Source organism: Acinetobacter sp. 16 (assembly GCF_033439925.1).
Classification (GTDB): domain Bacteria; phylum Pseudomonadota; class Gammaproteobacteria; order Pseudomonadales; family Moraxellaceae; genus Acinetobacter; species Acinetobacter junii.
Map to the genome: position 1 here is coordinate 362,410 of NZ_CP137746.1, position 25,654 is coordinate 388,063.

The 25,654-nt window shown below is 40.7% G+C and carries 20 protein-coding genes and 5 tRNA genes; 23 read left to right on the forward strand and 2 right to left on the reverse strand.

From position 1 onward, the window contains the following. The first annotated feature begins 55 nt into the window (after positions 1–55). From R2H34_RS01690 to R2H34_RS01775, 18 genes are all read left to right on the forward strand, one after another. Positions 56–667, forward strand: coding sequence for an FHA domain-containing protein (locus R2H34_RS01690; protein WP_005403547.1), 612 nt, complete (start codon positions 56–58; stop codon positions 665–667). 65 nt (positions 668–732) lie between these two features. Further along, positions 733–1,425, forward strand: coding sequence for a phosphoglycolate phosphatase (locus R2H34_RS01695; RefSeq protein WP_005403548.1), 693 nt, complete (start codon positions 733–735; stop codon positions 1,423–1,425). A gap of 82 nt (positions 1,426–1,507) precedes the next feature. Then, entirely contained in the window at positions 1,508–3,001 is a 1,494-nt protein-coding gene (gene trpE / locus R2H34_RS01700) for an anthranilate synthase component I (RefSeq protein WP_004958556.1), read from the forward strand. Between the two features lie 98 nt (positions 3,002–3,099). Beyond that, positions 3,100–3,175, forward strand: a tRNA-Thr gene (locus tag R2H34_RS01705). Between the two features lie 53 nt (positions 3,176–3,228). Beyond that, positions 3,229–3,312 (forward strand) — tRNA-Tyr (locus R2H34_RS01710). A 34-nt stretch (positions 3,313–3,346) separates the two neighbouring features. Continuing rightward, positions 3,347–3,422 (forward strand) — tRNA-Gly (locus R2H34_RS01715). An 11-nt stretch (positions 3,423–3,433) separates the two neighbouring features. After that, positions 3,434–3,508 (forward strand) — tRNA-Thr (locus R2H34_RS01720). 165 nt (positions 3,509–3,673) lie between these two features. Next, complete coding sequence (tuf, locus tag R2H34_RS01725) at positions 3,674–4,864, forward strand: elongation factor Tu (protein ID WP_318342387.1); 1,191 nt, start codon at positions 3,674–3,676, stop codon at positions 4,862–4,864. 54 nt (positions 4,865–4,918) lie between these two features. Next, a tRNA-Trp gene (locus tag R2H34_RS01730) sits at positions 4,919–4,994 on the forward strand. Positions 4,995–5,070: 76 nt separating this feature from the next. Continuing rightward, positions 5,071–5,508 (forward strand): preprotein translocase subunit SecE, encoded by a 438-nt coding sequence (secE, locus tag R2H34_RS01735; protein WP_004674339.1) that lies wholly within the window; start codon positions 5,071–5,073, stop codon positions 5,506–5,508. 7 nt (positions 5,509–5,515) lie between these two features. Further along, positions 5,516–6,049, forward strand: coding sequence for a transcription termination/antitermination protein NusG (nusG, locus tag R2H34_RS01740; RefSeq protein WP_004916944.1), 534 nt, complete (start codon positions 5,516–5,518; stop codon positions 6,047–6,049). 111 nt (positions 6,050–6,160) lie between these two features. Next, positions 6,161–6,589, forward strand: coding sequence for a 50S ribosomal protein L11 (gene rplK, locus R2H34_RS01745; protein WP_004637639.1), 429 nt, complete (start codon positions 6,161–6,163; stop codon positions 6,587–6,589). 3 nt (positions 6,590–6,592) lie between these two features. Continuing rightward, complete coding sequence (gene rplA / locus R2H34_RS01750; protein ID WP_004916940.1) at positions 6,593–7,288, forward strand: 50S ribosomal protein L1; 696 nt, start codon at positions 6,593–6,595, stop codon at positions 7,286–7,288. 246 nt (positions 7,289–7,534) lie between these two features. Further along, positions 7,535–8,041: a 50S ribosomal protein L10 gene (gene rplJ / locus R2H34_RS01755; protein ID WP_004916937.1), complete on the forward strand. Its 507-nt coding sequence runs from the start codon at positions 7,535–7,537 to the stop codon at positions 8,039–8,041. A gap of 42 nt (positions 8,042–8,083) precedes the next feature. Next, positions 8,084–8,455 carry a 50S ribosomal protein L7/L12 gene (gene rplL / locus R2H34_RS01760; RefSeq protein ID WP_004916934.1) on the forward strand — a complete coding sequence of 124 codons (372 nt, stop codon included), beginning with the start codon at positions 8,084–8,086 and terminating at the stop codon, positions 8,453–8,455. 308 nt (positions 8,456–8,763) lie between these two features. Further along, the gene (gene rpoB, locus R2H34_RS01765; RefSeq protein WP_087539712.1) at positions 8,764–12,852 is read left to right on the forward strand and encodes a DNA-directed RNA polymerase subunit beta; all 4,089 of its coding nucleotides are present in this window, start codon (positions 8,764–8,766) and stop codon (positions 12,850–12,852) included. A 150-nt stretch (positions 12,853–13,002) separates the two neighbouring features. Then, complete coding sequence (rpoC, locus tag R2H34_RS01770; RefSeq protein WP_075696854.1) at positions 13,003–17,196, forward strand: DNA-directed RNA polymerase subunit beta'; 4,194 nt, start codon at positions 13,003–13,005, stop codon at positions 17,194–17,196. Between the two features lie 170 nt (positions 17,197–17,366). Beyond that, on the forward strand, positions 17,367–17,723 hold the full coding sequence (locus R2H34_RS01775; RefSeq protein ID WP_004916926.1) for a hypothetical protein: 357 nt from the start codon (positions 17,367–17,369) through the stop codon (positions 17,721–17,723). 65 nt (positions 17,724–17,788) lie between these two features. Here the strand turns inward: R2H34_RS01775 and R2H34_RS01780 are convergent, their stop codons facing one another. Then, positions 17,789–18,274 carry a DUF4442 domain-containing protein gene (locus R2H34_RS01780; protein ID WP_087539717.1) on the reverse strand — a complete coding sequence of 162 codons (486 nt, stop codon included), beginning with the start codon at positions 18,272–18,274 and terminating at the stop codon, positions 17,789–17,791. Positions 18,275–18,388: 114 nt separating this feature from the next. On the opposite strand from R2H34_RS01780, the gene R2H34_RS01785 reads away from it, so the two are divergent. From R2H34_RS01785 to htpG, 5 genes are all read left to right on the forward strand, one after another. Continuing rightward, entirely contained in the window at positions 18,389–19,264 is an 876-nt protein-coding gene (locus tag R2H34_RS01785; RefSeq protein ID WP_318342388.1) for an alpha/beta fold hydrolase, read from the forward strand. Between the two features lie 121 nt (positions 19,265–19,385). Next, positions 19,386–20,810 (forward strand): Na+/H+ antiporter family protein, encoded by a 1,425-nt coding sequence (locus R2H34_RS01790; protein WP_026057408.1) that lies wholly within the window; start codon positions 19,386–19,388, stop codon positions 20,808–20,810. A 452-nt stretch (positions 20,811–21,262) separates the two neighbouring features. Beyond that, a complete protein-coding gene (locus R2H34_RS01795) occupies positions 21,263–21,847 on the forward strand; it encodes an OmpW/AlkL family protein (protein ID WP_004916920.1) in 585 nt (194 codons plus the stop codon). Between the two features lie 120 nt (positions 21,848–21,967). Then, positions 21,968–22,318 (forward strand): lysozyme inhibitor LprI family protein, encoded by a 351-nt coding sequence (locus tag R2H34_RS01800; RefSeq protein ID WP_087539719.1) that lies wholly within the window; start codon positions 21,968–21,970, stop codon positions 22,316–22,318. 118 nt (positions 22,319–22,436) lie between these two features. Next, positions 22,437–24,356 (forward strand): molecular chaperone HtpG, encoded by a 1,920-nt coding sequence (gene htpG / locus R2H34_RS01805; RefSeq protein ID WP_004916915.1) that lies wholly within the window; start codon positions 22,437–22,439, stop codon positions 24,354–24,356. Between the two features lie 95 nt (positions 24,357–24,451). On the opposite strand, the gene R2H34_RS01810 is transcribed toward htpG, so the two are convergent. Then, positions 24,452–25,573, reverse strand: a complete 1,122-nt coding sequence (locus tag R2H34_RS01810; protein ID WP_318342389.1) for a hypothetical protein — start codon at positions 25,571–25,573, stop codon at positions 24,452–24,454. Between the last annotated feature and the right edge of the window lie 81 nt (positions 25,574–25,654).

Sequence of the window (25,654 nt, forward strand, 5' to 3'; positions counted from 1 at the left end):
AAGACCTTATGTCACAATGTTAAAATTGAGAGAAATTTTATAAGGATATGCATCTATGACTTGGAAACTACAAGCCATTACGGGTGAATTTACGGGGCAAGAGATTAGCGTAGAGCGTGATATGTTAGTTGGTCGTCATCAAGATGCTGACCTTTTGTTGCAATCTGCCGATATTTCTCGTCGACATGCTGCCTTGTTGTTGAAAGATCAGCAGCTTTGGGTTCAAGATTTGAATTCTTCAAATGGCACATTTATCAATGATTTGAAAATTGAACAAGAAACAGAGTTGCATGATGGGGATATTTTGCAATTTGCGAGCTTTATGTTTTCTGTACTTGCACCTGTTGATGCTGAATTGCCTGAAATTGAAACAGAACCAGTGCCATCAACATCACACGACCAAGGCATGCCGAGTATAGCTGAACGTGCTGTCGAAACCCCAATTAGTCGTGATGGAATGCCGCAGCAAGTTGCGATTCCCAAGCCTGCGCCGATACCACAAGGTGTTGATGTGCAGTCGACTTTAGAGCAACAACCTATTCCATTTGAAGAGCCTGTATCACGAGTGGCACAAGAAGTTGAACAACAAAAAAATGCATCTGTAGGTTTGATTTCAATTATCGTGCTGATCATTTTGGCTGTGATTGCTTGGCTGTTCTTTAAATAATTACGCGAAGCTTTTACAATCAGGGCATACCATGAGCGTATGCCTTTTTTATGTCGAGTAAATTTATGCTAATTGCACAGTTAGAGCGTCGTAGCCTTATTCTCTTTGATCTCGATGGAACACTTGTTGATTCTGCAGCAGATTTGTACCGTGCGATGAATCTCAGTTTGGAAAAACTAGGATTTCCATTAGTCACGGAAGTGCAGATTCGAGCTTGGGTTGGAAAAGGCGCTGCAAAGTTGTGTGAAACGGTGCTTGATCATTTATTTGGGGATGCTAACCCAGAACAACTCAATCATTTACTTGATACATTTGTTGAAATTTATGCACAGGAATTATGTGTCGACACGAAAGTATATGCAGGGGTGTTGGAATTTTTACAGTATTGTCAAACACATCAAATTACGATGGCATGTGTAACCAATAAGCCTGAACACTTGGCTCGAGGTATTCTCGATGTTTTGGGATTGAGTGCTTATTTTAAAATGGTAATTGGAGGTGATAGTTTAGCTGAGCGCAAACCACATCCGTTGCCATTGTTACATTGTATGCAGCAGCAAAATGCTCTGGCTTCTGAAACGTTGATGATTGGCGATTCAAGTAATGATGTTGAAGCGGCAAGACGTGCAGGTATAGATTGTATTGTGGTCAGCTATGGCTATAATCATGGAGAAAGTATCTATGACTGCCAACCACAACAAGTGATAGATAGTTTGGCAGAATTGGTAGATGAAGATCAGGTGAGGAGAAGGGCATGAAAATGAGTATGGTTTTTCGATGGCGGGATTAAAGCAGCATTAAAACTAAACGCAGATTAAATCGAAACCATAGAGAATATTCATGACGACCTTAGTACAATTCGAACAGTTAAAATCTTTAGGCTACAACACTATTCCTGTATACCGTCAACGTTTAGCGGATACCGAAACTCCGCTTTCTGTTTTCGCGCGCTTCAAAGAACACAAACAAGCATATTTGTTTGAGTCTGTTGAAGGTGGGGAGAACTGGGCGCGTTATTCCATGATTGGGTTGGGAGAGTCGACAGTTTTTTCTTGCAATGCAGGAATCTTGACTATTCAACAGTTGGATGGTTCTGTTATTCAACAAGAATGTAGTGATCCATTCCAATATATACGTGATTTTCAAAAACAATTTAAAGTGCCGACTCAAAATGAGTTGCCTGATTTACCAAGCTTTACTGGCGGTTTAGTTGGTTATCTTGGTTATGATGCAGTGCGTTATATTGAACCTAAACTTAAAAATGTACCAACAGCCGACCCTGTGTCTTTACCCGATTTATGGTTAATGCTATCTAAAACAGTTATTGTTTTTGATAATTTGAAAGATACGTTATTTTTGATTCATCATGCTGATGTGAATCAAGAAAATGCCTATCAACAAGCACAACAAAAATTAGATCAACTTGAACAATTACTTGCAATACCTGTAAGTCTGCAAGCAAAGCCGCATTCTGCTCCTCATTTTGAATCTATTACAGGTAAAGAGAAGTTCCTTGCAACCGTTGAGAAGGTAAAAGAGTACATTCGTGCTGGTGATGTGATGCAGGTGGTACCTGGTCAGCGTATGGTTTCTGATTTTGATGGTGAAGCATTACAGGTTTATCGTGCACTCCGTCATTTAAACCCTTCACCTTATTTATTCTTGGTACAAGGACAAACACTGACGGATCAGAAGCCTTTTCATATTGTTGGTTCATCTCCTGAGATTTTGTCTCGTTTGGAGAATGGTATCGCAACAGTACGTCCTTTAGCAGGCACTCGACCACGTGGAAAAACTAAAGAAGAAGATTTGGCTTTAGAGCAAGATTTATTGGCTGATGAAAAAGAAATTGCAGAACATTTAATGCTGATTGATCTTGGACGAAATGATGTTGGTCGGGTTTCAAAGATTGGTAAGGTTCAAGTCACTGATCGTATGGTGATTGAGCGCTACTCACATGTGATGCATATCGTGTCAAATGTTCAGGGTGAGGTTCGAGATGATGTCGATGCGCTTGATGTATTTAAAGCGACATTCCCTGCGGGCACACTTTCAGGTGCACCTAAAATTCGTGCAATGGAAATCATTGATGAAGTAGAACCAGTTAAGCGTGGTGTATTTGGTGGTGCTGTTGGATATTTGGGTTGGCATGGTGAAATGGATATGTCGATCGCGATTCGTACCTGTGTGATTCGTGATAAAAAAGTATATGTGCAAGCTGGAGCAGGGCTTGTTGCAGACTCAAATCCAGAATCAGAATGGAATGAAACTCAAATAAAAGCTCGCGCAGTGATCAAAGCGGTTGAATTATCATCAAATGGTTTGATTTTATGAGTTTTTCGCAGTTTTTATAAAAAAACTGCTTGCATAGCCTGAGAGTTTTGCTAAACTGCACACCGTTCCGATACGAAACGTACGAAACACTAAGAAACGCCGGCATAGCTCAGTTGGTAGAGCAACTGACTTGTAATCAGTAGGTCCACAGTTCGAATCCGTGTGCCGGCACCATCTTAATGTAGTAGAGTGTTAGAGTGAAGAACAGCACTGTGTAAGTGTGATATGGTGAGATTCCCGAGCGGCCAAAGGGGGCAGACTGTAACTCTGTTGCGAAAGCTTCGAAGGTTCGAATCCTTCTCTCACCACCATCTAGCTTCGATTGAAGTGGTTAAGTACCAACGCGCGGGAGTAACTCAGTTGGTAGAGTGGCAGCCTTCCAAGCTGCATGTCGCGAGTTCGATCCTCGTCTCCCGCTCCATCGAAGAGATCGCTCTTATAGCTCAGTGGTAGAGCACTCCCTTGGTAAGGGAGAGGTCTCGAGTTCAAATCTCGATAAGAGCTCCAGATATACAACTTGGTAGAATTTCTACAAAGATTTAAAAAGAAGCAGGCTATTATAGTCTGCTTTTCAAGTATTAGGTGTCTAGTTTTTTAGGCGAATGTCGATAAAGAAAGTTTTTCAGGGTTGTTTTTCTCTAAACTGGTGTCGACGTAAACGAGGAAAATCAAATGGCTAAGGCTAAGTTTGAACGTAATAAACCACACGTAAACGTGGGTACAATTGGTCACGTTGACCATGGTAAAACAACTTTAACTGCTGCGATTGCAACAATTTGTGCAAAAACTTACGGCGGTGAAGCGAAAGATTACTCACAAATCGACTCTGCTCCTGAAGAAAAAGCACGTGGTATTACAATTAATACATCACACATAGAATACGATTCTCCAATCCGTCACTACGCTCACGTAGACTGCCCGGGCCACGCCGATTATGTTAAAAACATGATTACTGGTGCTGCTCAGATGGACGGCGCGATCCTTGTATGTGCTGCGACTGATGGTCCAATGCCACAAACTCGTGAACACATCCTTCTTTCTCGTCAGGTAGGTGTACCTTACATCATCGTATTCTTAAACAAGTGTGACCTTGTTGATGATGAAGAATTACTTGAATTAGTAGAAATGGAAGTTCGTGAACTTCTTTCTACTTATGACTTCCCAGGTGATGACACTCCAATCATCCGTGGTTCAGCTCTTCAAGCATTAAACGGTAACGACGGCCCTTACGGCGAAGCTTCTGTTCTTGCACTTGTAGAAGCGCTTGACTCTTACATTCCAGAACCAGAGCGTGCAATCGATAAAGCATTCTTGATGCCAATCGAAGACGTATTCTCTATCTCTGGTCGTGGTACAGTAGTAACTGGTCGTGTAGAAGCTGGTATCATCAAAGTTGGTGAGTCTGTTGAAATCGTTGGTATCCGTGATACTCAAACAACTACAGTTACTGGCGTTGAAATGTTCCGTAAACTTCTTGACGAAGGTCGTGCGGGTGAGAACTGTGGTATCTTACTTCGTGGTACTAAGCGTGAAGACGTACAACGTGGTCAAGTACTTGCTAAACCAGGTACAATCAAGCCGCACACTAAATTCGATGCAGAAGTATACGTACTTTCTAAAGAAGAAGGTGGTCGTCATACTCCATTCCTTAACGGTTACCGTCCACAGTTCTACTTCCGTACAACTGACGTAACTGGCGCGATCAAATTACAAGATGGCGTAGAAATGGTAATGCCTGGTGATAACGTAGAAATGTCAGTAGAGTTAATCCACCCGATCGCAATGGACCCAGGTCTACGTTTTGCGATTCGTGAAGGTGGTCGTACTGTAGGTGCTGGTGTTGTTGCTAAAGTAACTGCATAAGCCCAATACTGTGTTACACTCAAATCGGAAGCTTCGGCTTTCGATTTGCTTAATAGGTCAGTAGTTCAATTGGTAGAGCGTCGGTCTCCAAAACCGAATGTTGGGGGTTCGAGTCCCTCCTGGCCTGCCACTTTTTTTAAATAAAAAAGCTTGATTCTGGCTAAGTTGTCATATAATAAGTCGCGAATTCAACGACGAGTAAAAAAATGTCGAATGATAAATCGCGTGACGCATTAAGCGACGCGCCAATCCCTCAAAGAAATAATGCAGAAGTTGTAAGTTCAGGTTCGCCATTGGATGCTGTCCTGTGGTTGGTTGCTATTGCTTTGCTAATCGGTTCTGCATTGGTAAATCAGCATTTACCTGCCTATTGGGCGCCTGCAAATGATATTTGGGTGCGCGTTGGGGTAATTTTGGCTTGTATCGTTGTCGCTTTAGGTTTATTATACGCCACCCATCAAGGTAAAGGCTTTGTGCGCTTGTTGCAAGATGCACGAATTGAACTGCGTCGAGTGACTTGGCCGACGAAACAAGAGACGATCACCACTTCGTGGCAGGTGCTCTTGGTAGTAATTATTGCATCTCTAGTGTTGTGGTGCTTTGATTATGGGTTAGGTTGGTTTATTAAGTTAATTATCGGGTAAGAGCGCCATGAAACGTTGGTATATTATTCATGCCTATTCAGGCTTTGAAAAACAAGTGTTGCGTTCGCTTAATGAACGTATTCAACGTAGCACGGTAGCTGACAGCTTTGGTGAAGTCCTGGTTCCTACTGAAGAAGTAGTTGAAATGAAGGATGGTAAGAAACGTAAATCTGAACGTAAATTCTTTCCAGGCTATGTGTTAGTCGAAATGGAAATGAATGATGATACTTGGCACATTGTAAAAGAATGTCCAAAGGTTCTTGGTTTTATCGGCGGTACGCCAGAAAAACCAGCGCCAATCACACAACGTGAAGCTGATGCGATTCTTGCTCGTGTACGTAATACTGGTGAGGCACCACGTCCTAAGACGATGTTTGAACCAGGTGAGGAATTGCTCGTTATTGATGGTCCGTTCACTGACTTTAAAGGAGTCGTGGAGGAAGTTCAGTACGAAAAGTCACGTTTAACGTTGACGATTAATGTATTTAATCGACCAACTCAAGTTGAACTTGAATTTCGACAAGTCGAAAAAACAGTTTAATTTCAGTTGTTTGAAAAGCGCCCGATTTGATCGGGCATTGTTGTTGTAATGTTTCGGCATTACTTATTTTTTTGGGGAGCCTAACGGCGTCTGTACCCAGAGGTAATTTCAATGGCTAAGAAGATTGACGGCTATATCAAGCTGCAAGTTCCAGCTGGTAAAGCGAATCCATCTCCACCAATTGGTCCTGCTTTAGGTCAACGTGGTGTAAACATCATGGCATTCTGTAAAGAATTCAATGCTGCTACACAAAAACTTGAAGTTGGTTTGCCAATTCCTGTCGTGATCACTGTGTACAACGATAAGTCGTTCACTTTCATCATGAAAACTCCACCTGCATCTATTCTTCTTAAGAAAGCTGCTGGTATTCAAAAGGGTTCTTCTGTACCTAACAAAACTAAAGTTGGTAAGTTGACTCGTGCTCAATTAGAAGAGATTGCGACTACTAAAGAACCAGATTTAACTGGTGCTGATTTAGACGCTCGTGTGCGTACCATTGCTGGTTCTGCACGTTCTATGGGCTTGGAAGTGGAGCTATAAGACATGGCAAAGTTAACTAAACGTCAAAAAGCCATTGCTGCTGCTGTAGAAGCAAACAAAGTTTATACTTTGGAAGAAGCAGTACAAGTTCTTAACAGCCTTCCAGCTGCGAAGTTCAAAGAATCTTTAGATATCGCTGTAAACCTTGGCGTAGATCCACGTAAATCTGATCAGGTTGTTCGTGGTGCGACTACTTTACCAGCAGGTACAGGTAAAACTGTACGTGTTGCAGTATTTGCTCAAGGTGCTGCTGCTGAAGCTGCGAAAGCTGCTGGCGCTGATATCGTTGGTTTTGATGATCTTGCTGAAAGCATTCAAGGTGGAAACCTTGATTTTGACGTAGTAATTGCTGCTCCTGATGCAATGCGCGTTGTTGGTAAGCTTGGTACTATTCTTGGTCCACGTGGTTTAATGCCAAACCCGAAAGTGGGTACGGTTACTCCAGACGTTGCTAACGCAGTTAAAAATGCTAAATCTGGTCAAGCACGTTACCGTGTTGACAAAGCGGGTATCATCCACGCTGCGATTGGTCAGCTTGGCTTTAGCGAAGAAGCTGTACGTCAAAACGTTGAAACTTTAATTGCAGACTTGAAAAAATTAAAGCCTGCTACTTCTAAAGGTGTATACGTTAAGAAGATCACTTTAAGCTCTACTATGGGCCCAGGTCTTACTGTTGACGTAAACAACGTTTCTAAGTAATTAGACAGAATTTTAAAGCCTCAGACTCTTTTTTTAAAAGAGTTTGAGCAAACTTTGAATTGATAAATGAATATTTATCAGCGTCAAAGACCTCAGGTGAGAAGTGTTTTTGAACATTTTTCTTAATCTACCAGCCTGAGTAGACGTGGTGGTGTGATTTGTTCCTCCTCCACGTGTAAGTCGAAAGGCTTACGAATTGGGAGTGCATCTTTATAGATGCATAAATCACCGTTAGGAGGTTTTACAATGGCTCTTCTTATCGAAGGCAAAAAACAGATCGTTGCAGAAGTAAGCGAAGTTGCTTCGAAAGCGTTTTCTGTTGTTGTGGCTAACTATCAAGGTTCAAGCGTAGAGCAATTAACAACACTTCGTGTTGAAGCTCGTAAGTTAGGTGTGACGACTCGTATCGTTCGTAACACTTTGGCTAAGCGCGCATTAGAAGGTACTCAATTCGATATCTTAAATGACAACCTTGTTGGCCCAACCATTCTCGGTTTCTCTACTTCTGAAGATGACATGGGTGCAGCTGCACGCTTGTTCGAAGAATTTGCGAAAACTAACAAAGCATTTGAACTTAAAGCTGCTGCATTTGATGGCAAGGTTTATCAAGGTGCTGACGTTAGCGTGATTGCAAACCTTCCGAACCAAGAAAAAGCGCTTACTATGCTCGCGTCTGTTCTTCAAGCTCCTATTTCGAAATTGGGTCGCCTCATTACAGCGCTCAAAGAGAAAAACGAGTCAGAAGCAGCTTAATTCTATTTTCACACCATTCAATATCCATTTGGAGTTATTCTCATGGCTTTAACAAACGAAGAAATCTTAAACGCAGTTGCTGAAAAAACAGTTCTTGAACTTGTTGAATTAATTTCTGCTTTCGAAGAAAAATTTAACGTATCTGCTGCTGCTGTAGCTGTTGCTGCTGCTCCAGGCGCTGGCGCTGCTGCTGCTGAAGAACAAACTGAATTCAACGTTGAGTTGACTTCTTTCGGTGCTAACAAAGTTGCTGTAATTAAAGCAGTTCGTGAAGCTACTGGTCTTGGTCTTAAAGAAGCTAAAGACCTTGTTGAAGGCGCTCCAGCTGTTCTTAAAGAAGCTGTTTCTAAAGAAGAAGGCGAAGAGCTTAAGAAGAAGCTTGAAGAAGCTGGTGCTACAGTTACACTTAAGTAATTCTGTAGGGAGTCGATTTTTTTATAATCGGCTCCAAAAAATGGCTGATGGCTCTTGGGTCATCAGCCTTTTTGCGTTACAATAACCGGCTCGTTTTTTGTTAGTTTTGCATATTTCGTGCAGATTTTTATAGAAAACAAATAAAATCAAATGCTTACCAATATTTTTTTGCTTATAAAAATATTGTTAAGCGTTTTGATACCACTAAAAATTGCAGCATTTGTAAACAGTGGTGGCCATATCGGCCTGCGTAATTCCTTCTAGGCCCGTTCTGCAGGCGGGCTTAGTTTACTTTCCGAGGACTCCAGATGGCATACTCATATACCGAAAAGAAACGGATCCGTAAGAATTTTGGTAAATTGCCCCACGTAATGGAAGCACCGTACTTACTTTCGATTCAGGTCGATTCGTATCGTACATTCTTACAAGGTGGTAAAACTCCAAAAAATCGCGAAGATATCGGTCTCCAAGCCGCATTTCGTTCAGTTTTTCCTATTGAAAGTTATTCTGGCAATGCTGCTTTAGAATTTGTTGAGTATAGCCTTGGTAAACCCGAGTTTGACGTGCGTGAATGTATTTTACGTGGTTCGACTTATGCGGCACCAATGCGTGTAAAAATTCGTTTGATCATTAAAGATCGCGAAACGAAATCAATCAAAGATGTTCGTGAACAAGAAGTGTACATGGGCGAAATGCCGCTCATGACCGACAACGGTACTTTCGTTATTAACGGTACTGAACGTGTAATCGTATCTCAATTACACCGTTCACCAGGCGTATTCTTTGATCATGATAAGGGTAAAACACACTCAAGCGGTAAAGTGTTGTATTCAGCACGTATCATTCCTTACCGTGGTTCATGGTTAGATTTTGAATTCGATGCAAAAGATTTAGTTTTCGTACGTATTGACCGTCGTCGTAAATTGTTGGCGACTGTGATCTTACGTGCTTTAAATTATAGCAATGAACAAATCTTGAATTTGTTCTATGAAAAAGTACCTGTATATCTTGATATGGGTAGCTATCAAATTGACCTCGTTCCAGATCGCTTACGTGGTGAAATGGCGCAATTTGATATCTTGGACAATGATGGTAAAGCAATCGTTGAACAAGGTAAGCGTATTAATGCACGTCATGTACGCCAAATGGAAGCAGCTAACTTAGCTAAGCTTTCTGTACCTGATGAATATTTATATGAACGTATTACAGCTGAAGATATCACACTGAAAAGTGGTGATGTGATTCCTGCAAATACCGTACTTAGCCATGAAATTATGGTGAAATTGGCTGAAGGTGGTGTTAAACAATTTAACATCCTATTCACTAATGACATCGATCGTGGTTCGTTCATTGCAGATACATTACGTGCAGATACAACAACAGGTCGTGAAGAAGCGCTTGTTGAAATCTATAAAGTAATGCGTCCAGGTGAACCACCGACAAAAGAAGCAGCAGAGAACTTATTTAATAACTTATTCTTCTCTTCTGAACGTTATGACCTTTCTCCAGTAGGTCGTATGAAGTTTAACCGTCGTTTGGGTCGTCCTTACGAAGTGGGTACTGATCAGAAGTCACGTGAAGTTGAAGGTATTTTATCGCATGACGATATCATTGATGTACTTCGTACATTGGTGGAGATCCGCAATGGTAAAGGTGAAGTCGACGATATCGATCACTTGGGTAACCGTCGCGTACGTTCTGTTGGTGAAATGACAGAAAACCAATTCCGTGTTGGTTTGGTTCGTGTTGAACGTGCTGTGAAAGAGCGTTTAAGCCAAGCTGAAACTGATAACTTGTCTCCACAAGATTTAATCAACGCGAAACCAGTTGCTGCGGCAATCAAAGAATTCTTTGGTTCAAGCCAGTTATCTCAGTTCATGGACCAAAACAACCCATTATCTGAGATTACACATAAACGTCGTGTGTCTGCGCTTGGTCCTGGTGGTTTGACACGTGAACGCGCAGGCTTCGAAGTGCGTGACGTACATCAAACTCACTATGGTCGTGTTTGTCCAATTGAAACACCTGAAGGTCCAAACATTGGTTTGATCAACTCGCTTTCTGTCTATGCTAAAGCGAATGACTTCGGTTTCTTGGAAACACCATACCGTAAGGTTGTAGACGGTCGTGTGACAGATGAAGTTGAATATTTATCTGCAATTGAAGAAGTAGGCACTGTCATTGCACAAGCCGACTCAGCAGTGGATAAAGATGGCAACTTGACTGAAGAAATGGTTTCTGTACGTCATCAAGGTGAATTCGTACGTATGTCGCCTGAGCGCGTAACACATATGGACGTTTCTGCACAGCAGGTTGTTTCTGTTGCAGCGTCATTAATTCCATTCCTTGAACACGATGACGCAAACCGTGCATTGATGGGTTCGAACATGCAACGTCAGGCTGTTCCTACACTTCGTGCTGACAAACCACTTGTCGGTACGGGTATGGAAGCAAACGTAGCACGCGACTCAGGTGTATGTGTGATCGCGGGTCGTGGTGGTGTAATTGAATATGTTGATGCATCTCGTATCGTTATTCGTGTGAACGAAGATGAAATGATTGCAGGTGAAGCAGGTGTAGATATTTACAACCTGATCAAATATACACGTTCAAACCAAAATACATGTATTAACCAAAATGTCATCGTAAACTTGGGCGACAAAGTTGCTCGTGGCGATATTTTGGCTGACGGTCCATCGACTGACATGGGTGAACTTGCGCTAGGTCAAAACATGCGCGTCGCGTTCATGACATGGAACGGTTATAACTATGAAGACTCAATCTTACTTTCTGAGCGTGTGCTTCAAGAAGACCGTTTAACGTCGATTCATATTCAAGAATTGTCATGTGTAGCGCGTGATACTAAGTTAGGTGCAGAAGAAATTACTGCTGATATTCCTAACGTCGGTGAAGCTGCACTGTCTAAACTTGATGAGTCAGGTATTGTTTATATCGGTGCTGAAGTTACTGCAGGTGATATTCTTGTTGGTAAGGTAACACCTAAAGGTGAAACTCAGTTAACACCTGAAGAAAAACTACTTCGTGCAATCTTTGGTGAAAAAGCGGCTGACGTAAAAGATTCATCTTTACGTGTTCCGTCAGGCACTAAAGGTACAGTGATTGACGTTCAAGTCTTCACACGTGATGGTTTAGAAAAAGATGAACGTGCGCAAGCAATTGAGAAAGCTCAGCTTGATGCATACCGTAAAGACTTGAAAGAAGAATACAAAATCTTCGAAGAAGCAGCACGTGAGCGTATTGTTCGTTTGTTGAAAGGTCAAGAATCTAACGGTGGTGGTTCGACTAAACGTGGTGAGAAGCTTTCAGAAGATATGTTGTCTGGTCTAGAGTTAGTTGATCTACTTGAAATCCAACCAACAGATGAAGCAATTGCTGAGCGTTTAACTCAAATTCAAGTGTTCTTGAAAGAAAAGAGCCATGAAATTGATGAAAAATTTGCTGAGAAGAAACGTAAACTTTCTACAGGTGATGAGTTAACAACTGGTGTATTGAAAGTTGTTAAGGTTTACCTAGCAGTTAAACGTCGTATCCAACCTGGTGATAAGATGGCGGGTCGTCACGGTAACAAGGGTGTTGTATCAAACATCTTACCAGTTGAAGACATGCCACATGATGCCAATGGTGTGCCAGTTGATATCGTATTGAACCCACTCGGTGTACCATCGCGTATGAACGTGGGTCAGATTCTTGAAACTCACTTAGGTATGGCAGCAAAAGGTTTGGGTGAGCAGATTGATAAAATGCTCAAACAACAACGTACAATTGCCGAGTTACGTTCATTCCTTGACAAGATTTATAATAAAGTGGGTGGTGAGCAAGAACAGCTTGACACACTGACTGATGAAGAGATCTTGAAACTTTCAGGTAATTTACGTGCTGGTGTGCCTTTGGCAACTCCAGTATTTGATGGTGCTGAAGAGTCACAAATCAAAGAGTTACTTGAACTTGCAGAGTTACCACGTTCTGGTCAACAGATCTTGTTTGATGGACGTACAGGTGAGCAGTTTGATCGTCCAGTAACTGTCGGTTACATGTATATGCTTAAGTTGAACCACTTGGTTGACGACAAGATGCATGCACGTTCAACTGGTTCTTACTCACTTGTGACACAACAACCGCTTGGTGGTAAAGCACAATTCGGTGGTCAGCGTTTCGGTGAGATGGAAGTATGGGCACTTGAAGCATATGGTGCAGCATATACCCTCCAAGAAATGCTCACTGTGAAGTCGGATGACGTCGAAGGTCGTACACGCATCTATAAGAACATTGTAGATGGAAACCATTATATGGATCCGGGTATGCCTGAATCGTTCAACGTATTGACCAAAGAGATCCGTTCTTTAGGTATCAACATTGAACTGAAAAATGGTGACTAATTAGCCATTAATTCTCCTAGTTTCCACTCGAAAAGGGTGGGGGCTTCCCTCCTGAGAAAAGGAGGGGTTGAGGGAGGGTTGTTCAGTTAAAAAAACAATATTTGTGACCCAGTCAGGTAAGCCTAGCTTCCTGACACACGGAGAAAAAAATTGAAAGACTTGCTCGATATCATGCGTAAGAAAACGGATTCAGAAGGTCATGCACCGATTGAATTTGACCGTATCCGTATTGGTCTTGCGTCACCAGAGATGATTAAGTCATGGTCTCACGGTGAAGTTAAAAAGCCTGAAACCATTAACTACCGTACTTTTAAACCTGAACGTGACGGTTTGTTCTGTGCCAAAATCTTTGGTCCAGTAAAAGATTACGAATGCTTGTGTGGTAAATACAAGCGTATGAAATATAAAGGCGTCATTTGTGAAAAATGTGGCGTTGAAGTAACGACTGCTAAAGTTCGTCGTGAACGTATGGGTCACATTGAACTTGCTTCTCCAGTTGCACACATTTGGTTCTTGAAATCATTACCGAGCCGTATTGGTTTACTTCTTGATATGACATTACGTGATATCGAGCGCGTATTATATTTCGAATCTTATGTCGTTACTGATCCTGGTATGACTCCGTTTGAAAAGTATCAACTTTTAACGGATGAAGAATACTACAATGCACTTGAAGAGCACGGTGATGAATTCACAGCGAAAATGGGTGCAGAAGCTGTTCAAGACTTGTTGAAAGACATCGATCTTGAAGCTGAAATTGCTCGTTTACGTGAAGAGATTCCACAAACGACTTCAGAGACGAAACTTAAAAAAGCGTCTAAACGTTTGAAGTTGATGGAAGCATTCAAAGAATCAAACAATAAGCCTGAATGGATGGTGATGAATGTACTTCCAGTACTTCCACCAGACTTACGCCCGCTTGTACCACTTGAAGGTGGTCGTTTCGCGACTTCAGACTTAAACGATCTATATCGTCGTGTGATCAACCGTAACAACCGTTTGAAACGTCTTCTTGATCTTGCTGCACCAGACATTATCGTACGTAACGAAAAACGTATGTTACAAGAGTCTGTTGATGCATTGCTTGATAACGGTCGTCGTGGTCGTGCGATTACAGGTTCGAACAAACGTCCATTGAAATCTTTGGCTGATATGATCAAAGGTAAACAAGGTCGTTTCCGTCAAAACTTACTTGGTAAACGTGTTGACTATTCTGGTCGTTCGGTAATTACCGTAGGTCCTACTTTACGTCTTCACCAATGTGGTCTTCCGAAGAAAATGGCGCTTGAATTATTCAAACCATTTATTTTCGCGAAACTACAAGCATCTGGTCAAGCAACAACCATTAAAGCTGCGAAGAAAATGGTTGAGCGTGAGACTCCAGAAGTTTGGGACGTTCTTGCTTCTGTAATTCGTCAACATCCAGTGATGTTGAACCGTGCGCCAACACTTCACCGTTTAGGTCTTCAAGCATTTGAACCGATTCTGATTGAAGGTAAGGCGATCCGTCTTCACCCACTCGTATGTGCTGCGTTTAACGCCGACTTCGATGGTGACCAAATGGCGGTACATGTTCCATTGACATTGGAAGCGCAGCTTGAAGCTCGTGCATTGATGATGTCAACAAACAACATCTTGTCGCCAGCCAACGGTGAGCCAATCATCGTTCCTTCTCAGGACGTTGTATTGGGTCTTTACTACATCACACGTGATGCAGTAAATGCCAAGGGTGAAGGCATGGTGTTTGCGGATACTCACGAAGTAAACCGCGCATTGGCAACGGGTAAAGTAGCGATTCACGCACGTGTAAAAGTACGTGTACACCAAACTGTGATTAATGAAAATGGTGAACGTGAACAGCAAACGATCATCGTTGATACAACTCCAGGTCGTTGCTTACTTTGGGAAGTTGTTCCACAAGGTTTAAGCTTTGATATGATCAACCTTGAGATGACTAAAAAGAACATCTCTAAGTTAATCAACTCTTGCTACCGTAAGCTTGGTTTGAAAGATACTGTTATCTTCGCTGACCAATTGATGTATTTGGGCTTCCGTCAAGCGACGCGCTCAGGTGTATCTGTTGGTATGGAAGACATGCTGATCCCACCAACGAAACAAGTCATTATTGACAAAGCTGAAACAGAAGTTCGTGAAATCGAACAACAGTTTGAGCAAGGTTTTGTAACTGCGGGTGAGCGCTATAACAAAGTGGTCGATATTTGGGCACGTACCAATGACCAGGTTGCGAAAGCAATGATGGATAACTTGTCTTACACACTTGTTAAAAACAAGCAAGGTGAAGACGAGAAGCAGAAATCATTCAACAGTATCTACATGATGTCTGACTCGGGTGCCCGTGGTTCGGCAGCTCAGATTCGTCAGTTAGCGGGTATGCGTGGTTTGATGGCGAAGCCAGATGGCTCGATCATTGAGACACCGATTAAAGCAAACTTCCGTGAAGGTTTGACAGTACTTCAGTACTTCATTTCAACACACGGTGCGCGTAAAGGTTTGGCCGATACTGCATTGAAAACTGCGAACTCTGGTTACTTGACTCGTCGTCTTGTAGACGTGGCACAAGACTTAGTAATTACTGAGCCAGATTGTGGTACAAGTGGTGGTCTAGTGATGACTCCATTCATTCAGGGTGGTGATGTCATCGAGCCATTACGTGACCGCGTATTAGGTCGTGTAACTGCTGAAGATGTACGTCGTGCATCTGATGATGAAGTTGTATTACCTCGTGGTACGTTAATTGACGAGAAAATCGCAGCTCAGCTTGAAGAAGCGGGTGTCGATGAAGTTAAAGTACGCTCAGTAATTGCATGTGAATCTACATTCGGTGTGTGTGCTCGTTGTTATGGTCGTGACCTTGCACGTGGTCACTTGGTGAATCCAGGTGAATCAGTGGGTGTAATGGCTGCTCAGTCAATTGGTGAACCTGGTACACAGTTAACGATGCGTACGTTTCACGTGGGTGGTGCTGCGAGCCGAACTTCTGCTGCGAACAGCGTTCAAGTACGTAACAAAGGTACTGTACGTTTCCACAATGTGAAAACTGTACAACATGCCAAAGGTCACTTAGTGTCAGTTTCTCGTTCAGGTGAAATTGGTATTGCGGATGACTTAGGTCGTGAGCGCGAGCGTTATAAACTTCCTTACGGTGCCAGCATTTTGTTGAAAGATGGTGAGACTGTAGAAGCTGGCGGTATCGTAGCGACTTGGGATCCACATACACATCCACTTGTTACAGAAGTTGCGGGTAAAGCACGTTTCAGCCAAATCGCTGATGGTGTAACTGCAACCTCTAAGACTGATGATGCAACAGGTATGACGACTGTTGAAATCTTGCCAGTAACAGCACGTCCTGCGTCTGGTAAAGATTTACGTCCTGCGATCGTGTTGGATACAACAGATGGCGGCGAACAGTTCTACTTCTTGCCACAAAATACAATCGTGACTGTCCGTGATGGCGAAACGATTGGTGTGGGTGATGTAATCGGTCGTGTACCACAAGAATCTTCGCGTACTCGTGATATTACCGGTGGTCTTCCACGCGTTGCAGACTTGTTTGAAGCACGTAAACCAAAAGAGCATGCGATTTTGGCAGAAGTGTCTGGTATCGTAAGCTTTGGTAAAGAGACCAAAGGTAAGAACCGTTTAGTGATCACACCTGATGATGGTTCGGAGATCTACGAAGAGTTGATTCCTAAATGGCGTCAAATCAACGTGTTCGAGGGTGAGCATGTGAACCGTGGTGAAACCATTTCTGATGGTCCACAAAACCCACATGACATCTTACGTTTGAAAGGCGAAGTTGCTTTAACAAACTACATCGTGAACGAAGTTCAAGACGTTTACCGTCTCCAAGGTGTAAAAATCAACGATAAGCACATTGAAGTCGTCGTACGTCAAATGTTGCGTAAAGTTGAAATCACTGATGGTGGCGATACAAGCTTTATTAAAGGCGAACAAGTGGATTACATCCGTGTTGTTCAAGAGAACCAAGCTGTCTTGGCTCAGAACAAGTTCCCTGCGAAGTTTGAACGTCAATTGATGGGTATTACCAAAGCGTCGCTTTCTACTGACTCGTTCATCTCTGCTGCATCGTTCCAGGAAACAACACGTGTGTTAACTGAAGCTGCTGTAACAGGTAAAGAAGATGATTTACGTGGCTTGAAAGAAAACGTTGTTGTTGGTCGTTTGATTCCTGCTGGTACAGGTCTTGCGTATCACCTAGAACGTCGTCGTCAAGAAGCGGAAGCTGCTGAGTTTGAACTTCACAATGATTTCAGTGAAGTTGATCAAGCGTTTAGCCAAGCGTTAAATTCAGATCAATTCTAATTATGAGTTGATTCAAAAAAAGCACCTTCGGGTGCTTTTTTTATTGGTTTAAGATTGAGTTTAAATTTACAAATATTAAAGCATTAGCTAACTCAAATTACATAACATGATCAAAGTCCACATAAAAGAAGATTATTATTTTTAACATACAGAACAGGAGAGTATCCGTCATGAAAAAAACAATTGGTGTTGTTTCTGCTTTAGTCATATCAACGGTTATGTTTACAGGTTGTCAAAATATGAGTGCATCAGACCAGCGTATAGGTGCAGCAGCCTTGGGTGGTGCAGTAGGTGGTGGTGTTGGTAACCATGTTGGTGGTGGTCTAGGGGCGGGTGTAGGTGCAGCAGCTGGTGCTGGTGTAGGGGCAAATACCCAAGGTGGTAGTAGCCGTACGACTACAAGTAGTGCTATTGGAGCAGGTATTGGTTCAGTTGTAGGTAAAGCGTTATTAGGTGGTGATTCTGGTGCTGCAATAGGTGGTGCGATCGGTGGTGGTGCAGGTGCTGCCATCCAAGAAAAGAAATAATCTCTAATTTCGTAATAAAAAATGCCTGTGATTCCTCTCAGGCATTTTTTATCTAGCTGTATAGATTAAGTAGTAGCTTTAGCCTTTTTTCTACGAATGTATAAGGTTTTCTCGACTTCTGCGATCCGAGTACCAGCTTCATCCACAATATTTAAAGTATATGATCGAAGTACAGGTTCGTGATTTTCAGCTAATCGTTTAATTTCGCTAATTTCTTCTGGGCTGATCCGAATATCAGCATAAACAGTGCTTCGACCTGGTGATAAAAAATTGATTGCAGCACTTTTATCCCACACAATGTATTTGTTTCCCAAATGATGTATCAAAATAAGCATATAAAAGGGATCAACCATGGAATACAAACTGCCACCAAAATGTGTTCCAACAATATTTCGATTTTTTCGTGTAAGCGGCATTTTGATTCGAATGAAATAATTGTCGAGGTCAATCGTTTCAATTGCTATTCCTGCACCGCGATAAGGTGAGTAATGATTGATCATAAATTTTGAAACGGCTGGAATGGTTCGAATTTTTTTGAAAAAGTTTTTCATGGTCAATTTTTTTTCTGATACCTCTATTCATACTCCATAAGTATCATTTTTATTGTATCGCTGGCAATGGCTGTTTAGTTGACCAAGCCACTTGAAAACAAAATGGGAAAAATTATGCAACCACAAGTAAAAACTGTCACAACTTCTGATCAGCAAACACTGTGTGTGAAGACATGGGGCGATGAGAAAAAAACACCATTGGTTTTAGTACATGGTTATCCAGATAATCAGGAAGTTTGGGAGCCAATTATTGAAAAGCTTGTCAATGATTATTTTATTGTAACTTATGATGTGCGTGGTGCAGGTTTATCTTCTATTCCAAAACGTATCAAAGACTATCGTCTACCGCGTTTGTCATTAGATTTACAAGAAGTGGTAGATCAAGTTTTAGCAAATCGTAATTTTCATATGGCAGCCCATGATTGGGGTTCATTACAATCTTGGGAATCGGCAACTGAGCCTAAACTTAAAGGTCGTTTGTTGTCTTATACAACGATCTCTGGGCCTTGCTTAGATCATGCTTCTTTATATTTGCGTGAAAAGTTTAAATCAGCACCAGCAAATGTTCTGAAAATGCTGACAAAATCATGGTATATCGGTGCATTCCATTTACCACTCATTGCACCTACAGTTTGGACTTTCTTCAGTCCAGAAAAATGGGGCAAAATCTTGAATGGATTAGAGAAAAAACAAGATTTACCATTAAATGCAAATATTGTTGCAGATGGTAAATACGGAATTAACTTATATCGTGCAAACTTTATTCCTTCTTTAACTCAACCACGCCAACGTTATGCGCAATGCCCAGTACAAGCAATTGTATTGCGTCATGATGCATTTGTTAGTCCAGAATATATTACTGAGTCTATGCCGAAGTGGGTTGAAAAGTTCGAATATACTGAACTTGATGCGAATCATTGGGCTGTCATCAGCCAACCTGAGAAAATTGCTGAACTTATTCGTGGTTTTATTCAGCGTCAGGCTGCTTAAGATTGAACGATATTTAACAATAAAAATCACATAAGATTTACGCACTTTATTCGGCGATATTTTCAGCTTCATCTCAATGAATCTGCTAGAATGTCGCCTTTCTTTTGCTCCTACTTTTTTCATGAATGCTGTCGTAATCGCGATTGCCGTGATGTTTATACTGTCACTGGCACGAGTTTCTGTTGTTCTCACTTTAGTGATTTCAGCCATTGTTGGTGGTTTAGTTGCAGGTTTGAGTCTTTCCCAAACTGTGGAAGCATTTAATGCTGGTTTAGGTGATGGTGCTGAAGTTGCCTTAGCGTATGCAGTATTAGGTGCGTTTGCTTTAGCACTTTCTAAATCAGGTTTACCTGACTTACTTGCGCATAAATTGATTGGTTTACTGGGCTTTGAAGCAAGTAAAAATCAAGAAAAAAAGGTGAAGTATCTTTTATTAACCATTTTGTTAATTGCAGCAATCTTTTCGCAAAACTTAATCCCAGTTCATATCGCCTTTATCCCTGTACTGGTACCTCCATTGCTGAAAGTCATGAACCATCTAAAATTGGATCGTCGTGCGGCAGCATGTGTGCTAACGCTTGGTTTAGTGGGAACATATATTTTCCTGCCTGTTGGTTTTGGTGCGATTTTCCTTGAACAGATTTTGATGGGAAATATTAACAAAATTGGTGCAGCGTATGGTTTGCATGTCGAACGCAGTATGATGCCGATTGGAATGGCTATTCCTGTTTTAGGAATGGTTCTTGGTACGCTTGTGGCAGTGTTTGTGAGTTACCGTAAGCCACGAGAATATGTAGATCGTACAATCACAACGGTAAAAACTATTGATTTAGATAAACCATTGCGTACAACAACATCTCAAGTTGAGCATGATCTCAAAGCCGATGCTGAAGAGCTTCGACATGAAGCAGAAAATGTACCGACAATTTCTAAGAAAACCATGTTTATGGCTTTGCTTGCAATTGTACTGACTCTGGTTGCACAACTGTATTCTGGTTCTATGATTCTAGGTGGATTGGTTGGATTTGCTGTGCTATCCGCTTCTGGAATTTTTAAATGGCAAGATGCGGATGATGTTTTTGTGCAAGGCATGCGGATGATGGCATTGGTAGGCTTCATCATGATTTCTGCTGCTGGATTTGCATCAGTCATGACGCATACAGGCGATATTAATCAATTGGTAAATGGTGTGGTCAATATCATTGGTGATAATCATGCATTAGCTGCATTTCTGATGTTATTTATCGGCTTATTTGTTACGATTGGGATTGGATCATCTTTTTCAAGTGTGCCTGTATTGGCTGTTATTTATGTACCATTGTGTGTGCAATTTGGATTTTCACCATTGGCGACGATTGCATTGATCGGTACAGCCGCAGCTTTGGGAGATGCAGGATCTCCAGCATCGGATTCAACTTTGGGACCAACGGCTGGTTTAGGTGTGGACGGTCAACATGATCATATTTGGGATACGGTCGTTCCAACATTTATTCATTTTAATATTCCTCTTTTGATCTTTGGCTGGATTGCAGCCATGATTCTATAATAATCTTTCTAAATAAAGGTCCTGATTAAGGGCCTTATTTTTTGTGAATTAAATTACGTATTTTATTTATTTAATATCTTGGTTAACTGATTTTAAAATAATCATTTGATATTTTTCGTCTCTTTTTTATTCTATTTTAATAATGATGACTTTATATTAAAAATTGTGGATTTATTATTTTTAAGTAGAATTAAATTCTATTTTTTAAATAAATTTATCTATCTTTATTAGTGGTTAATTCTGACAAAATAGCTAGGTTTTATAGGTATTTATCTTGACTTAAATGGTTTGAATTAAAGTCGCATTACATATTTTAACAATTATATTTTTTTGTTATTCAATGGATTAGATGAATAATTAAAATAGTCGGATTTTATCTCTATTGTATAATAATGTGAACTGGTGTTTATTATATTGGACAAGAACATAATTTTTTAAATGAGGTTATTTAAATGTTAAAGAAAGTTTTAGTGGTCGCATTATTGGGGTTATCTTCAACTGCATTTGCAGGAGGTTTTCAAATTAAAGTGGGTGCGAGTTTAATTGACCCAACAGCAGATACAACGCTTGCACCTGGTGCTACGGTAAAAGGGGATCATGAATTTGCATTTACACCGTCAGTTGAATATTTCTTTGGTGATACACCGTTTTCTGCTGAAGTGTTATTAGCTAATCCTATTAATCACGATGTTTTATTAAATGGTGAAAAGGTTGCAAGTGTGCGCCAATTACCACCAACAATTACAGCAAAATATAATTTTAAAAATTCAACTCGTTTCACTCCTTATATTGGTGTCGGTGGTACAGCATTTATTGCATGGCATGAAAAAGGCGTGGCGGACGACGTAAAAAATGCATACGGTGTTGCAGGTCAGTTAGGTTTCAATTTCCAACCTGCTGATGCGAAAAACTGGGGTGTGTACTTTGATGCACGTTATGCAGACATTAGCCCTAAAGTTAAATTAGTTGATGGTACTAAATTTAAATTAGACTTGAATCCAATGGTCTATACCCTCGGTTATAGCTATAAATTCTAAGTCATCTAGTTGTGCAAGCCTCACATTATGTGGGGCTTTTTTTATATTAAAAACCTACATAAAAATAAAAAAACTGCTCGTATGATAAATAGAATTCACTATATTTATGTGTGATTTGATATGAAATTTAAATTAGGGTGTATTGGGTTTATTTCGTTTCCATTATTTATTTCATCTGTGGAAGCTGCTAGTTTTCCATGCCATCAAGCAAAATCAACGGTTGAACATCAGATTTGTAATCAACGAGAATTAAATGATGCCGATGTAAAGTTGGCAACAACTTATCAAATTATCTTGCATGCTCTTCCAATGGGAGGGCGTGATGCTGAAAAAGATAAGCAGTTTCAATGGTTGAAACAGCGTAATCGTTGCGGTGCGAAAACATTATGTTTGAGTAAAGCATATTTACAAAGACAACAACAACTTGATCGTATCCTACAAGATCGCGTGTTGAGTCAGGGACCTTTCTAGCTCACGTAAATTTGAGTGATTTAGATAAAAAATTGCATTTTAAGGATTGAAAAATTTTAGTTATACACCATTCATAGATCATTCCAAATTGATAAGCCTCACAAATAAGGAGTGATTTATGAGTGAACAAGCATCACAAAATTATAGTTTCCAAGCTGAAGTTGCTCAGTTATTGCATTTAGTGACGCATTCTCTCTATTCAAACCCAGAAATTTTCTTACGTGAACTCATTTCGAATGCATCAGATGCATGTGATAAATTACGTTTTGAGGGAATTAATCATCCCGAATATTATGAAAATGATCCAAATTTACGAGTGCGTCTGACTTTAGACAAAGAAAATAAAACGCTTACAATTTCAGACAATGGTATCGGTCTAAGCCAACAAGAAGCGATTGATAATTTAGGTACGATTGCAAAATCAGGTACAAAAGATTTTATGTCTAAGCTGACTGGTGATCAGAAAGCAGATGCGCAATTGATCGGTCAGTTTGGTGTTGGTTTTTATTCAGGTTTTATTGTTGCGGATAAAATCACTGTCGAATCTCGTCGTGCTGGTTTAGCTTCAACAGAAGCGGTACGTTGGATTAGTGGTGGAACAGGTGAGTTTGAGGTTCAAAGCATTGATAAAGCAACACGCGGTACAGATATCATCTTGCACCTACGTGATGATGCACTGGATTATTTAGAATCTTGGAAAGTAAAACAAATCGTTAATAAATATTCTGACCATATTAGCTTGCCAATCGAAATGCAAAAAGAAGTCTGGCAAGAGGAAGAGACTGCTGAGGGCGAAGAGCCTAAAGGTGGTCAAATGGTCAAAACAGATGAATGGGAAGTGATTAACTCTGCGAGTGCATTATGGACACGTAGCAAGAGTGAAATTACTGAAGAGCAGTACATCGAGTTTTACAAAAATTTAAGTCACGACTTTGCAGAACCATTGGCTTGGGCACATAACCGAGTTGAGGGAAGTACTGAATATACACAATTGTTGTATATCCCAAGTCAAGCGAAACAAGATTTATTTACCCGTGAAGCAAAAGCTGGCATTAAGCTATATGTGAAACGTGTTTTCATCATGGATGAAGCAGATAATTTGATTCCAAATTATTTACGATTTGTACAAGGTGTTGTGGATAGTGCTGATTTGCCATTGAACGTCAGCCGAGAGTTATTGCAAGAAAGCCGTGATGTTAAAACTATTCGTGAAGGGAATGCACGCCGTGTATTAACCTTATTAGATAGTTTAGCTAAATCTGAAGATGAAAAAGATCAAGAGAAATTCAAAAAATTCTATGCGGAATTTGGATCTGTACTAAAAGAAGGTCTAGGCGAAGACTTTGGTAATCGTGAGCGCATTTTGAAATTATTGCGTTACGCAACGTCGACTAATGATGAGGTTGTAACGTCTTTTGCTGACTACAAGTCGCGTATGAAAGAAGGTCAAAAGGCTATTTATTATGTGACGGCTGAAAGTTTGAATGCTGCTAAAAACTCTCCTCAACTTGAAGTATTTAAGAAAAAAGGCATTGAAGTATTGCTGATGGCAGATCGTGTTGATGATTGGGCGATGAATTTTGTCCATGAGTTCGAAGGTACGCCGTTACAGAATGTTTCAAAGGGTGCTGTTGACTTAGGTGATTTACAAGATGCTGAAGAGAAAAAAGCGCTTGAAGAGGCAGCTGAGCAGTTTAAACCTGTCATCGATCGCTTGAGTGCTTCACTCAAAGAGAAAACTAAAGAAGTCCGTGTGACTACACGTTTAGTGGATTCTCCAGCATGCTTAGTCACTAGTGAGGGTGAGCTTTCACCTCAGTTGGTCCGTATGCTTAAACAAGCAGGACAAGCAGTTCCAGAGATTAAGCCTACCCTTGAAATTAATCCTGAACATCCACTGGTGAAAAAGTTAGAAAGTTCTGAGCAATTTGATGACTTAGCGAATGTGATTTTTGATCAGGCTGTTATTGCGGAGGGTGGTTTACCTGAAGATCCAGCAGCATATGTAAAACGAATCAATAGCCTACTATTGAAGTAGTTTTATCTCATCTGATAGCAAAAAACCTCTAAGTGATTAGAGGTTTTTTGCTATGGATAAACTTAAAGTTATCCACAAGATCGCTGTTAATTTCATCAAAACAAACTTTCAAACCGAACAAATGTACTGACGTAATGGCTTCGATCTTCACGATGGTCGTTAAAATAATTGAGATCTCCTTGTACATAGAACCATTCGCGCCAAAGAGGTTGTCGCCAAGATACAAAAGGTCCCCAACTATTTAGACGTAAATCGTTGTTATCGTAATAGCCACCCGTGTAAATACCGTATTTAAAACTATTGTGTGCGAAAAATTGGTGTTGGCGGAATGTACGGTTGTCCCATCGTAGATCATCATCTTGTGTATCAGCATAGGTCAAACTGAGTTGATTTGATAAAAAAGGTTGGTTTGGGCGTGCGTGAATCAGTTCTAAATTTGTTCGAAGATAGTTTTCACTTTTACTGCCATAGCGATAGATTTGTTCAGCATTGAAATTAAAGTCATGATCTAAATCCCAATATTTTTTTGCTCTCAAACGTAAATAAACATCATCACCAGAGCGAATACCGATATCTGCATCGGTATCAAATGGTAGTCGTTTGGAGAAATTTGACCAACGTAATGCGATTGATCCATTACTGTCTCTAGTTTGTTTTGAATCAAATTTTTTATCAGGATCTTGATTCGGTTGAGTGTTGGTATTGGCAACATTGTTGTCAAACTCATCATCAAGGGAGTCATCACCAAAAACCACACTGAATTTTTTTTCTAATGTTGGTAGTTTGATTTTTCCACGAATACGAGGTTTAACCTCATATTGATCATATTTATTCCAATAATTATCAACCAAGACCCGAATGGTAGCTGAAGCAGGCTTTTCTGGATCTACATCTCCAAACCAATCATCAATTTTGACAGAAGTTCGGTCTGCCCAATTCCGAATATCTTTTTGTTTGCGATCAATCCAGGTTCTATCTTCTGTTTCTGAAGTTGGTGGAACGATAGGTTCATCAGATTGTTCAGGAAGTATAGTGGGTGTAGCATCGACCCATTTAGGTATATAACTTAATAGATTTGCCGACTCTGATGCATGAGCTTGTTCACCCTGAACGGATATTTCTTCAGTGGCGTAAGTGGCTTGAGTTATTACGCCGAATAGAAGAGCCAAAAGTGTTGGAACAAGGGCGATAGGGACCGTTTTTAAAAAAGTATTCATAATTTAAGCTTATATATTGTTCTTCTTTTCACTCTTTATTATTTCGTTATTAAAATCAATATTTAGACACAAAAAACAGCA

What these genes read in the sequence shown, in the direction of transcription:
- rpoB (WP_087539712.1), top strand. Translation starts at nt 8,764, where the DNA reads ATGGCATACTCATATACCGAAAAGAAACGGATCCGTAAGAATTTTGGT.
- nusG (WP_004916944.1), top strand. Translation starts at nt 5,516, where the DNA reads ATGAAACGTTGGTATATTATTCATGCCTATTCAGGCTTTGAAAAACAA.
- R2H34_RS01690 (WP_005403547.1), top strand. Translation starts at nt 56, where the DNA reads ATGACTTGGAAACTACAAGCCATTACGGGTGAATTTACGGGGCAAGAG.
- secE (WP_004674339.1), top strand. Translation starts at nt 5,071, where the DNA reads ATGTCGAATGATAAATCGCGTGACGCATTAAGCGACGCGCCAATCCCT.
- R2H34_RS01780 (WP_087539717.1), bottom strand. Translation starts at nt 18,274, where the DNA reads ATGAAAAACTTTTTCAAAAAAATTCGAACCATTCCAGCCGTTTCAAAA.
- rplJ (WP_004916937.1), top strand. Translation starts at nt 7,535, where the DNA reads ATGGCTCTTCTTATCGAAGGCAAAAAACAGATCGTTGCAGAAGTAAGC.
- R2H34_RS01785 (WP_318342388.1), top strand. Translation starts at nt 18,389, where the DNA reads ATGCAACCACAAGTAAAAACTGTCACAACTTCTGATCAGCAAACACTG.
- rplA (WP_004916940.1), top strand. Translation starts at nt 6,593, where the DNA reads ATGGCAAAGTTAACTAAACGTCAAAAAGCCATTGCTGCTGCTGTAGAA.
- rplL (WP_004916934.1), top strand. Translation starts at nt 8,084, where the DNA reads ATGGCTTTAACAAACGAAGAAATCTTAAACGCAGTTGCTGAAAAAACA.
- R2H34_RS01800 (WP_087539719.1), top strand. Translation starts at nt 21,968, where the DNA reads ATGAAATTTAAATTAGGGTGTATTGGGTTTATTTCGTTTCCATTATTT.
- R2H34_RS01695 (WP_005403548.1), top strand. Translation starts at nt 733, where the DNA reads ATGCTAATTGCACAGTTAGAGCGTCGTAGCCTTATTCTCTTTGATCTC.
- R2H34_RS01810 (WP_318342389.1), bottom strand. Translation starts at nt 25,573, where the DNA reads ATGAATACTTTTTTAAAAACGGTCCCTATCGCCCTTGTTCCAACACTT.
- R2H34_RS01775 (WP_004916926.1), top strand. Translation starts at nt 17,367, where the DNA reads ATGAAAAAAACAATTGGTGTTGTTTCTGCTTTAGTCATATCAACGGTT.
- tuf (WP_318342387.1), top strand. Translation starts at nt 3,674, where the DNA reads ATGGCTAAGGCTAAGTTTGAACGTAATAAACCACACGTAAACGTGGGT.
- R2H34_RS01795 (WP_004916920.1), top strand. Translation starts at nt 21,263, where the DNA reads ATGTTAAAGAAAGTTTTAGTGGTCGCATTATTGGGGTTATCTTCAACT.
- R2H34_RS01790 (WP_026057408.1), top strand. Translation starts at nt 19,386, where the DNA reads ATGAATGCTGTCGTAATCGCGATTGCCGTGATGTTTATACTGTCACTG.
- rplK (WP_004637639.1), top strand. Translation starts at nt 6,161, where the DNA reads ATGGCTAAGAAGATTGACGGCTATATCAAGCTGCAAGTTCCAGCTGGT.
- htpG (WP_004916915.1), top strand. Translation starts at nt 22,437, where the DNA reads ATGAGTGAACAAGCATCACAAAATTATAGTTTCCAAGCTGAAGTTGCT.
- trpE (WP_004958556.1), top strand. Translation starts at nt 1,508, where the DNA reads ATGACGACCTTAGTACAATTCGAACAGTTAAAATCTTTAGGCTACAAC.